The sequence below is a fragment of the Vallitalea maricola genome (genome assembly GCF_036985595.1).
GTDB classification, from domain to species: domain Bacteria; phylum Bacillota; class Clostridia; order Lachnospirales; family Vallitaleaceae; genus Vallitalea; species Vallitalea maricola.
Window position 1 is genome coordinate 1 of sequence record NZ_BTPU01000105.1, and the last position, 10,092, is coordinate 10,092.

General features: G+C 29.6%; 17 protein-coding genes. 14 read left to right on the forward strand and 3 right to left on the reverse strand.

What is annotated here, in order from left to right:
- The 4 genes from AACQ14_RS22890 to AACQ14_RS22905 form a co-directional block, all read left to right on the forward strand.
- On the forward strand, nucleotides 1-846 hold an 846-nt coding region (locus AACQ14_RS22890; RefSeq protein ID WP_339365871.1), incomplete at its 5' end, for a restriction endonuclease subunit S.
- Nucleotides 839-3,847 carry a type I restriction endonuclease subunit R gene (locus AACQ14_RS22895; protein ID WP_339365872.1) on the forward strand — a complete coding sequence of 1,003 codons (3,009 nt, stop codon included), beginning with the start codon at nucleotides 839-841 and terminating at the stop codon, nucleotides 3,845-3,847. The genes AACQ14_RS22890 and AACQ14_RS22895, both read left to right, overlap by 8 nt.
- A gap of 84 nt (nucleotides 3,848-3,931) precedes the next feature.
- Nucleotides 3,932-4,123: a helix-turn-helix domain-containing protein gene (locus AACQ14_RS22900; RefSeq protein WP_339365873.1), complete on the forward strand. Its 192-nt coding sequence runs from the start codon at nucleotides 3,932-3,934 to the stop codon at nucleotides 4,121-4,123.
- Between the two features lie 166 nt (nucleotides 4,124-4,289).
- On the forward strand, nucleotides 4,290-4,418 hold the full coding sequence (locus AACQ14_RS22905; protein ID WP_339365874.1) for a hypothetical protein: 129 nt from the start codon (nucleotides 4,290-4,292) through the stop codon (nucleotides 4,416-4,418).
- Between the two features lie 131 nt (nucleotides 4,419-4,549).
- On the opposite strand, the gene AACQ14_RS22910 is transcribed toward AACQ14_RS22905, so the two are convergent.
- The 3 genes from AACQ14_RS22910 to AACQ14_RS22920 all read right to left on the reverse strand — a co-directional run bounded on the left by AACQ14_RS22910 (nucleotide 4,550) and on the right by AACQ14_RS22920 (nucleotide 6,144).
- Nucleotides 4,550-4,741, reverse strand: a complete 192-nt coding sequence (locus tag AACQ14_RS22910; protein WP_339365875.1) for a hypothetical protein — start codon at nucleotides 4,739-4,741, stop codon at nucleotides 4,550-4,552.
- An 18-nt stretch (nucleotides 4,742-4,759) separates the two neighbouring features.
- Nucleotides 4,760-5,455 (reverse strand): hypothetical protein, encoded by a 696-nt coding sequence (locus tag AACQ14_RS22915; protein ID WP_339365876.1) that lies wholly within the window; start codon nucleotides 5,453-5,455, stop codon nucleotides 4,760-4,762.
- A gap of 326 nt (nucleotides 5,456-5,781) precedes the next feature.
- Complete coding sequence (locus AACQ14_RS22920; protein WP_339365877.1) at nucleotides 5,782-6,144, reverse strand: helix-turn-helix domain-containing protein; 363 nt, start codon at nucleotides 6,142-6,144, stop codon at nucleotides 5,782-5,784.
- A 139-nt stretch (nucleotides 6,145-6,283) separates the two neighbouring features.
- Here AACQ14_RS22920 and AACQ14_RS22925 point away from each other — a divergent pair, with 139 nt between their 5' ends.
- The 10 genes from AACQ14_RS22925 to AACQ14_RS22970 all read left to right on the forward strand — a co-directional run.
- Nucleotides 6,284-6,505, forward strand: a complete 222-nt coding sequence (locus AACQ14_RS22925) for a helix-turn-helix transcriptional regulator (protein ID WP_339365878.1) — start codon at nucleotides 6,284-6,286, stop codon at nucleotides 6,503-6,505.
- A gap of 68 nt (nucleotides 6,506-6,573) precedes the next feature.
- Entirely contained in the window at nucleotides 6,574-6,798 is a 225-nt protein-coding gene (locus AACQ14_RS22930) for a hypothetical protein (protein ID WP_339365879.1), read from the forward strand.
- Between the two features lie 99 nt (nucleotides 6,799-6,897).
- A complete protein-coding gene (locus tag AACQ14_RS22935) occupies nucleotides 6,898-7,176 on the forward strand; it encodes a hypothetical protein (protein ID WP_339365880.1) in 279 nt (92 codons plus the stop codon).
- A 37-nt stretch (nucleotides 7,177-7,213) separates the two neighbouring features.
- Complete coding sequence (locus tag AACQ14_RS22940; RefSeq protein WP_339365881.1) at nucleotides 7,214-7,777, forward strand: hypothetical protein; 564 nt, start codon at nucleotides 7,214-7,216, stop codon at nucleotides 7,775-7,777.
- Between the two features lie 165 nt (nucleotides 7,778-7,942).
- Nucleotides 7,943-8,113 (forward strand): DUF6906 family protein, encoded by a 171-nt coding sequence (locus tag AACQ14_RS22945; protein ID WP_339365882.1) that lies wholly within the window; start codon nucleotides 7,943-7,945, stop codon nucleotides 8,111-8,113.
- Complete coding sequence (locus AACQ14_RS22950) at nucleotides 8,113-8,673, forward strand: helix-turn-helix domain-containing protein (protein WP_339365883.1); 561 nt, start codon at nucleotides 8,113-8,115, stop codon at nucleotides 8,671-8,673. The genes AACQ14_RS22945 and AACQ14_RS22950 overlap by 1 nt, the downstream gene beginning before the upstream one ends.
- Nucleotides 8,674-8,727: 54 nt before the next feature.
- Entirely contained in the window at nucleotides 8,728-9,036 is a 309-nt protein-coding gene (locus AACQ14_RS22955; protein ID WP_339365884.1) for a hypothetical protein, read from the forward strand.
- Nucleotides 9,029-9,184 (forward strand): hypothetical protein, encoded by a 156-nt coding sequence (locus tag AACQ14_RS22960; RefSeq protein ID WP_339365885.1) that lies wholly within the window; start codon nucleotides 9,029-9,031, stop codon nucleotides 9,182-9,184. Before AACQ14_RS22955 ends, AACQ14_RS22960 begins: the two co-directional genes overlap by 8 nt.
- 59 nt (nucleotides 9,185-9,243) lie before the next feature.
- A complete protein-coding gene (locus tag AACQ14_RS22965) occupies nucleotides 9,244-9,630 on the forward strand; it encodes a hypothetical protein (RefSeq protein WP_339365886.1) in 387 nt (128 codons plus the stop codon).
- A 33-nt stretch (nucleotides 9,631-9,663) separates the two neighbouring features.
- On the forward strand, nucleotides 9,664-10,092 hold a 429-nt coding region (locus tag AACQ14_RS22970), incomplete at its 3' end, for a hypothetical protein (protein WP_459112803.1).

A 10,092-nucleotide genomic window follows, 5' to 3' on the forward strand; every position in this document is an offset into this window, starting at 1 on the left:
GAATTTTTTCTTTTAACAACATTGTTGTTAAAAGAAAAAATTCCATTACCAATAATAAAAGAACAATACAGTATATCTAATTATTTAGACACCAAATGCACCAAAATAGACCAAACAATAGAAAGGCAAAAACAAGTAATAGAAAAACTTAAAGAATATAAAAAATCAATTATAACAGAAGCAGTAACAAAAGGGTTAAATACTAATGTAAAGATGAAACATAGTGGTGTTGAATGGATTGGAGAAATACCAGAGAATTGGAAAATAAGGAAGATAAAATATGAATTTAGAATTAAAAAGAATATTGCTGGAAGAGAAGGGTATGATATACTTTCTGTAACTCAACGAGGTATTAGAATAAAAGATATAAGTAATAATAATGGACAATTAGCAATGAATTATTCTAAATATCAACTTGTTGAAATTGGTGACTATATAATGAATCATATGGATTTATTAACAGGATTTGTAGATTGTTCTAAATTTTCTGGTGTTACAAGTCCTGACTATAGAGTATTTTATCTAATAAATTCAAATAGAAATGAAGAGTATTATAAATATATTTTCCAATGTTGTTATTTCAATAAAATTTTCTTTGGATTAGGACAAGGTGTTTCTGGATTAGGTCGTTGGAGATTGCAAACAGATAAATTTTTAAATTTTATTATTCCTGTACCTCCAGTTGATGAGCAATTAGAAATTTATCAATATATAAATAGAAAATTAATTAGTATAAACAAAGCAATATCTAAAAAGCAACAACTAATAGACAAGCTAACCCAATACAAAAAATCCTTGATATACGAATGTGTAACAGGTAAAAAAGAGGTGAATAACTGTGGATGAACAAATAAATGAAAAAAAATTTGAGGAAGCTATAGAACATTCTCTAATAACTAATGGTGGATATAAAAAAGGTGATCCTAAGAAATTTGATAGAAAATTAGCATTAGATAAAGAAACTCTTATAAATTTCGTTAAGAAGACTCAACCAAATAAATGGAAGAAACATTGCTTAATATATAATACCTCAGCCGAAGAAAGTTTTATCAATCGTTTTTGTAAAGAAGTCAAAACAAGAGGTTTGTTAGATGTTCTAAGACATGGTTTTAAAGATAGAGGAACTCTATTCAAAGTATGTCACTTCAAACCTGAAACCGCATTAAATCCTGATAGTGTAGAGTTATATGAAGATAACATTTTACACTGTACAAGACAATTACATTATTCAGTATTTAATGAGAATAGCATAGATATAGTGTTATTTCTGAATGGTATCCCAATAGTATCAATGGAACTTAAATGTCAATTCACTGGTCAAAATGTATTAAATGCTATTGACCAGTACAAGTTTGATAGAGCAAGCAAAGATACAATATTTGAATTTAGAAATAGAGTATTAGTTCACTTTGCAGTTGATTTATATGAAGTACATATGACAACCAAACTAGATGGAGTAAAAACTTATTTCTTACCATTCAATCAAGGTTCAAAAGGTTGTGGTAATATTGGAAGTGCTGGTAATCCAACGAACTATGATGGTTATCAAACAGCTTATCTATGGGAACAAGTACTCTGTAAAGACAGATTATTAGAGATTATACACAAATATATGCATCTTGAAAAAAAAGAAAAGAAAGATGTAAAAGGTAAAAAGCATATTGAAGAAACTATGATATTTCCAAGATATCATCAATTAGATGTAGTAACAAAATTACTAGCAGATGTTAAGAAAAATGGTGCAGGTAAAAATTACTTAATACAACATAGTGCAGGAAGTGGAAAATCCAATTCAATAGCATGGTTAGCATATAGGCTTGTAGGATTACATAATAATGATGATGAATCAATATTCCAGACAATAATAGTAGTTACAGACAGAAGAATATTAGATAGTCAACTTCAAGATACAATATACCAATTTGATCATGTACCAGGGGTTGTAGAATGTATAGATAAGAAAAAACACTCAGTTGATTTGAAAAATGCTATTAATTCAGGAAAGAGAATAATTATAACAACGCTTCAGAAATTTCCTGTCATATATAAAGAAGTTCAAGTAAACAATAGAAACTTCGCAATTATAGTAGATGAAGCACACTCAAGTCAAACAGGTCAAGCATCTAAAAAATTAAAAAAGGCACTCGGCAATACAGAAGAAGTACTAGAAGCATACAGAAAGATAGAAAACGAAGCAGAAGAAAACCAAAAGGATGAAGAAGATAGATTATTAGATGAACTTGCATCACATGGACAATTAAAAAACTTATCATTCTTTGCATTTACAGCAACACCAAAAGGAAAAACATTACAGATGTTCGGGGAAAAACAATCAGATGGAACGTACAGAGCTTATCATATTTATTCCATGAGACAAGCAATAGAAGAACATTTTATATTAGACGTATTGAAGAATTATACAACATATAAGATGTATTATAAAATAGCTAAAAAAGCAGCTGATGATCCTGATATAGATACAACTAAAGGTGCTAAAGAAATTGCAAAATACGAAAGTTTGCACCCTCATAACTTAGCTCAAAAAACAGCCATCATGATAGAACATTTTAGAAGTATTACAAAGAATAAAATAGGCGGTAGGGCTAAGGCTATGGTAGTAACATCTTCAAGATTACATGCTGTTCGATATTTATTTGAATTTAGAAGATATATAAAAGAAAAAGGATACAAGGACTTAGATGTATTAGTTGCATTTTCGGGAACAGTTAAAGATGATATTTATAATGAAAAAGATTGGACAGAAGAAGTAATAAATAAAAATAAAGATGGCGAGACAATAAAGGAAGATGAATTAAAAAAGTATTTTCATACTGATAAATTTAATATGTTGATTGTAGCTGAGAAATATCAGACAGGCTTTGATGAACCATTATTACATACAATGTTTGTAGATAAAAAATTAACTGGTGTAAAAGCAGTACAAACATTATCAAGATTAAATAGAACGATGAAAGGTAAAGAAGATACCTTCGTACTTGATTTTGTTAATACATCAGAAGAAATGCAAAAATCATTCAATCCATATTATCAAGCTACAATATTAGAACAAGAAACTGATCCAAATGTTATCTATACTTTGAAATATAAATTAGATGAATTTCAAATATATCATCCTACAGAAGTAGAACGTTTTGCAAAAACATATTATAGTAAAAATAACAGGAATGCTCAAGCAATCTTAACAGCTTGTATAAAACCTGCATTAGATAGATATAATGCAAAAGAAAAAGAAGAAAGAGAAGAATTTAAGTCAGCGCTATCAAGATTTGTTAGAATATATTCATTCATAATACAAGTATGTAGAATGTACGATAAAGACATGCAAAAATTTTTCGTATATGCTAAGTTCTTATCAAAATGTTTACCAAAAGGTGAAAATGAAAAAGTAAATATATCAGATAAAATCATACTAGAATATTATAAGTTATCAAAAACATTTGAAGGTCAGATTATTCTTGATAAAGATGGTGACTATATTCCTAATGTTAAAGGTGGTATTGGAGGAAAACAAAAGAAAAAAGATCCTCTCTCAGTAATTATTGATAAAATGAATGATAGATTTGGCACAGAATTTACAGAACAAGACAAAGTGTTAGAGCAGATGAAAGCAGATTTCTCAAAAGATGAAAAAATAGTTAATGCTGCTAAAGCAAACGATAAATCCTTATTCAAATATCTATATGAACAAAAATTTAAGGATGTAGCAGTAAATAGATACGAAGCAAATGATAAATTCTTTATGAGTTTATTTAGTGATGAAGAAAAAATGAATTTCATAATGAGTATGATGTCAGAAGTTATATATAGAGAGCTAAGAGAACAATAACGTTATAATAAATTTAGTGTAGTGAAAGAACCTTCCATTTTATAAATGTAGAAGGTTTTTTTATATAACGGATGTGACTTGAAATTGGAGATATTAATTAAAGAATATAGATTAAAGAAAGATTTATCAATAAGAGATTTAGAAAAAATATCAAAAATTAATCGTTCTGTTATATCAAGAATTGAAAATAATAAAACCTATTATCCTAATATATATACGGTTTGTAAATTAGCTACCGCACTAAAAATATCCCTTAATGATCTAGTAAAATATTAAATGGTTGCTCCAAAGCAACCAAATGTATATTATAATATAGCCATATTAAAGAACTACTTAATATGGGGTAGGGCAAGTTAATATACATATTTAATTAAGTATTAGTCAAATGTTTATTCATAATTAATCAAACATTAGTAGCTCTATCTCCACTGGAGGAATGGATTTGAATGAACAGCTATTACAGGTAATACAAGAAGAACTTCATCAATATGAAGTGGATGACATTAAAATAGACATAATTATTGACATTTTAGATAGACTTACTGATGAAGGCTACAGCGATAAACTGTAGCCAATTAATACGCTAATGGAAAACGAAATACCCTATGTATAGCTAGATGATACGTTTTCCAAATAGCCAAGATTTTTTTAAGTAAATATCTGTAGTTTAAACTTTTATACTTTATGTTTTATATGTATTAATTATGGGTTGCCTTTTAAAGTAGGTGGAGAATACTTTTTTCCAGTTAATTTATCAAATACAATAGTTTCATTTGAAGTTGAATGATATTCGTACCTATTATAATTTACATAAATAAATGTAGATATTATTATACCTAAAGTGATAATTATACCAACTAGAAATTGAACAAGATTATTTTTTATATAACTCATTTGTTATTTTTAATCCTCCTATTCTTCATATAAATCATTTGTTATTCTTAATCCTCCATTAGGTGCATATGCTGTTCCTTCATTATAACCTTCTTTTGGATAATGAATATCATATGTGTATTTATCTAGATATTCCCATACTTCAATGTCTCTGTAATGATTTTCTGGAACAGTAACATGAACCTCCCACTCTTTAACATTTGATTCACCATTTTTTCCACCGATTTTCAATTCAATAACATCAAGAACATCCATACTACCTTCACCATATACCTCCCAATAAGATGTAGTAGTTGCTTTAAGTTTAAAATCTGTTACTTTACCGTAAACCCTATATGGTGTTCCATCAGTCTTATCATACGCTCTATTAGTTTCTTTTTTCCAATTTTCGATAGTAATTTCGCCCCTGTCCGAAGAACGTCTAATCATTAAAGGAACATTTTTATCTTCTTTAGGCATAACATAGGTTAATGTTCTTGAAACAAGCTTACCTTCATCAGAATTATCATATTTAGCAAGCTCATCTGTGTCAGTAATTGTAACTGTGTACACATCAGTTGTAGGATTAGAGAATGTTTTTATAGCCATACCTTTTTCCATATAAACCATCAATTCATCATTAACTTTAGAAGATGGGGCATTCTTAGCATAAGCCATTCCGGAACTACTTAGTATAAACACAAGTACCAATAATAAACTCAATTTTCTTTTCATTACAAATTCCTCCATTAATCTTAATATATTTTATTTTTTGTATATATTGTTACAAAAAATATTATATCATACACCCAATAGCGAAATATGTAGAAATTTGCAATACCTAAATTAATTTAATAATTAATAAAATATTTAATTAATATTATGTTTTTGCTAATTCTTTAATAATTAAACCTATATTCATATGAAAACCTCTTCAAATATTTATATGTTTTATGTATAGAGTATTTAATATTTATAAACAAAAAACAGAACTACATATGTAGCTCTGCTTAAATGTCAGATAAATATAATGTTGTTGAGCTTATTTTTTATTGCGATTTTTATAATTTACTTAAATCAATAGCATGTCCTAATAGTTTCTGAAGCCATTCAATTTTTTCTTCTGTCAATTCCTCATCTCTTGTAATAATACCTTTGTCTATTAATAAATCATGAATAGCTAATGATAATTTTTGTGTATTATCGTTAATATTATTAAAATTAGGATTACCCGTATTTCCAATCAAATAATCAACTGATACATCATAAAAATTAGCAATTTGTTTTTTTAGTTCATCATCTGGTGTTCTTTTGCCTGTTTCATATTGATTGTATCTAGCATCAGAAATACCTAAAATAAGAGAAACTTGTTTTTGGGTTAAACCTTTTTTATTTCTTAAGTACCTAAGTCTGTTACTAAACATATTTAAACACCTCATAACAATTATATATTAACAGGATGTTAAGAACAATAAATTTAACGAATTGTTAATAATTACATTGACACTAACAAAACGTTAGTATATAATAAAAACTAACAAAATGTTAATTGGGGGTAGTTTTTTGGAAAGAGAATGGTTAAAACAAGCTAGAAAAAAGGAGAATTTAACTCAAATCAAGTTAGGGAAAATGAGTGGATGTTCAGGAGCCTATATTAATCAATTAGAGAGTGGTGTTAGAAATCCAAGTGTATCAATAGCACAAAAAATTAGTAAGGTACTAAATTTAGATTGGACATTTTTTTTTACCAATAAAACTAACAAAACGTTAGTAAGAAAGGATTGAGTTAATTCGGGATATTAGACAACTAATACTACATACATTAAATAAAGAATACTTAGGAGGGGTTGTATATGTCAAGAAAACCACCTGAAATTAAAGTAGTATGTAAATTTCCAGAAGGGGAAGAGAAAGAAGGTATACAACGTATAAATGATGCTTTATGTAAATTTTATGCTGATCAATTATTAAAGGTTGTAAAAGAAAATTATCCAGAGCATCAATGGTATGACGCATTAGATTATTTACATAATAGGTTAGAAAAACAATTTATAGATGAAGGATTAATTAATAGATAAGATTTAAGTTATCTAATATAAGTTATATCTAAAGAGATACTAAGGATAATTATACATAAGATTAATAAAAATATCAGAAAGATAGGAGGGAGTAAATCAGTGAATAATGTTAAAACTAAGGACAAGCAATCAAGAACTTGTGCTAACTGTGTCAATAACACTAAAGATGGTTGTATTGCAATGAGTAGGAAAATAGGTACTAATTGCTTTGCTTGGTGTGATAATCGGGAACGCATTCGCAGGATAGACGATATGATTAATTATTCTGGTGGTTATCTGGTTAGTCAGAACAATCGGCCATTGTTAACACAGAAAAGAAAGTTAGTGAAAGCCATGAATGAGACTAAAAAGAATGACAAGTTTAAAGTAATTATCTAGCAATTAAAATAGTAAACCAAGAGCAGGAGGTAATACAGTGAAAAGTTATAAAGAAATTGCAGAAATGTTAGAGAAACACATTGATAAGCTGATGATAAACGTTAAGGAAGCACTTTCAAAAGACGTAGCATACACAATGGAGATATGGAATACTTCAATAATTAGATCAGATAAAGAAGAAAACAAATTCTCCACTAATGAAAAGTTAAATCTCTATTCCAAGATGCTTAGATATGCTGAAACTCTTATGGAACCATCATTAGACACCAAAAATCAATATGGAGCTTACAGAGGAATGTATGTATTTCATATCTATACAACAATGAAAGAAAATCTAGAAGAACTACAGGGCATTAACAAAGAAGCTGATAAGGAGCAAGTCAAGTTGAATGATGATATTAGAAGTAGTGTTGATTTTATTGTATTTTCATTGATACGTGATGAATATACAGACCAAGAAGTAGAGACAATCTTATCGCAGGTGAAAGAAATAATGGCAGACCCTAGTAAGCAACCAAAGTTTATCAACTGTAAGAAGTGTGGTTATAGGTTCTGCCAAGAGGAAGATAATTATTGTACTTCATGTGGTAATAAGATGTGATTACATATTCAAGAAGTGAATTGTTGAGACATTTTTAAGAAGTGATTTAACTTGCATTAATTATATCAAAATTATATGTAGTAAAGAAATAGCATAAGTTATACAGTATGTAGTTTTACAAGTGATTTTTTACTATATGAGTATAGAAAAAGGGAGATGATTTTTTTGAAGCATGGTAAAAGACCAACCAGAAGACAAAAGCAGCTAATTACATCTAAGAGACTTAATCACAATAACTGGCTAGTAGTTAAAGACAGCAGAGAAACATTTGACATTGTTCACAAGACTTCGGGAAAAGTGAGAAGTTATCCCAAACTAAAAGGAGTGATAGTTTAATGTGTGTTGTAGACATCATCAAATCTACAAGAGAGCAGCTAGGATTGAATCAAAATGAAATAGCAGTGAAGATTGGAGTCGCACCCAGTACATATGGGGCATACGAGAGAAAAGAAAGAAATATGCCAGATGATATTATTATCGCTCTTGCAAAGGAGTTGGGTTCTCCATCAATTATGGCTGAATACACCTATGAGAGAAATACAGAGTTCTTCAATGTACCACTACTCAATAATGTTGACACACATCCACATATAGTAATTGACAGCCTGATTGAAGAAGCCAGTGAAATGATAAAGGCTTTAATGGTTATCAAGAAGATAACCAAAAACAAGACCAATGTATCACAGTTCAACCAAGAGCAGTACAGAGAGTTACTGGATGCAGAGGAACAAGTAGGAGATGTATATTCAGCTCTTAAGATGCATTTTGTAACAATGAGTAAATACGGTGTCAATGTTAAGGAAATAGAGAAAAGATGTAATAGGAAACTAATATTCAAAGGCTATATAAGTGTAAATAGACAAAAAAAAAGCCCTTATATAAGAGCCAATAAATAAAATATGTTAAAGAAATTATACCATAGATTAATTAGATAAGGAAGGTGCTATTTTATGAATGATCAATCAATGAAACAAATGGTGTTAGTGAATGAAATCATGAGAGTTGCTCTATTGGTAAACAATCTAAGCGAACATGACATTTTTACTAAGTATTCTGGACATGTCAATGTATTTGAATGCAGGATATATGAAAATGGGTGGACTAAGAACGCAGATTCTACTAAAGAGTTTGAAGCAAGGTTGAATAGTGATGATGGAGGTCTATCCATCCTTACTGCAACAATCAATTACCTCAAAGATTTGTACATGGATATAGATGTAACCCAGTTGGCAAAGGAAGGAGTTGAATGTTTTGTATAGCAGATACTTCGTGTTGGGAATCACCACTGGAATAGTTTTAGTATGGACTATCAAGAAAATCAAGAAGTACAGACATGAAAGGAAAAAGTGGAAAGCATTTGTCACAAGGATGAATGCCAAGTTGAGAGCAGAACAGATGAAAGTTTGAATCAGTATCTAAGTATTGCATTGCAATTAACAATATAAAGATAAGAAAGGGTGAAAAACATGAGTGATATTGATTATTTTAACATTGCCAAGATGGCACAAGGAGCATTGATTGAACAGTTTGACGTTGAATTCGAGAAAGTACTGGACAACATAGCTGACCCGAACACAGCAGCAGAGAAGGCTAGAAAGATAACAATAGAATTCTCCATAAAACCTAGTTCCAGTAGAAGGACAGCCAATGTATCATTTCAGACAAAATGTACCTTGATACCTGCTGCCAAACTTAAGACAGAAATAGCAATAGGTAGAGACTCAGACGGAAAACTGGTAGCAGAGGAATTTACAGGAGGAATACCAGGACAGATGTCAATCAATCTTGACGGTAAAACAGATGAAAGTGACAGTGAGAATGACAAAGTAACAAGACTCAATGAAGCAAGGTAAATCAAATAAAATAAATCTTAGGAGGAAAACGTTATGATAAAACAAGCATTAGAATATTTAGTAGGATTAGGAAAGACAGAGATAAAGGAGATAGATGGTTTCAAATATGCAACCAACACTTGCAGGAAGATAGCTGATCCAGTAGTAAATGAATCCTTCCAACTAACAACCTTGACTGGTGTCATTGACTACGTTAACAATCAGATTGACGGACACATAGTAGGAGAAGGACTTACAATACATATCAAATCACCAAGTATAGTCAGAGTATATTCAAGACTCAACAAGGACAGGAACAGAGAACAGTTAGTAGAAGCCAAGGCAATATTACCACATGTAGAGTTCAACAGCTTCATGGATACAGAGAGCTTCAACATCATGTTACAAAGCTGTTTTGAACCTAATCTTGATATGCAGACCATGTTGAAAATCATAGGTAACATAAAAGAAGAAATGGTTCAG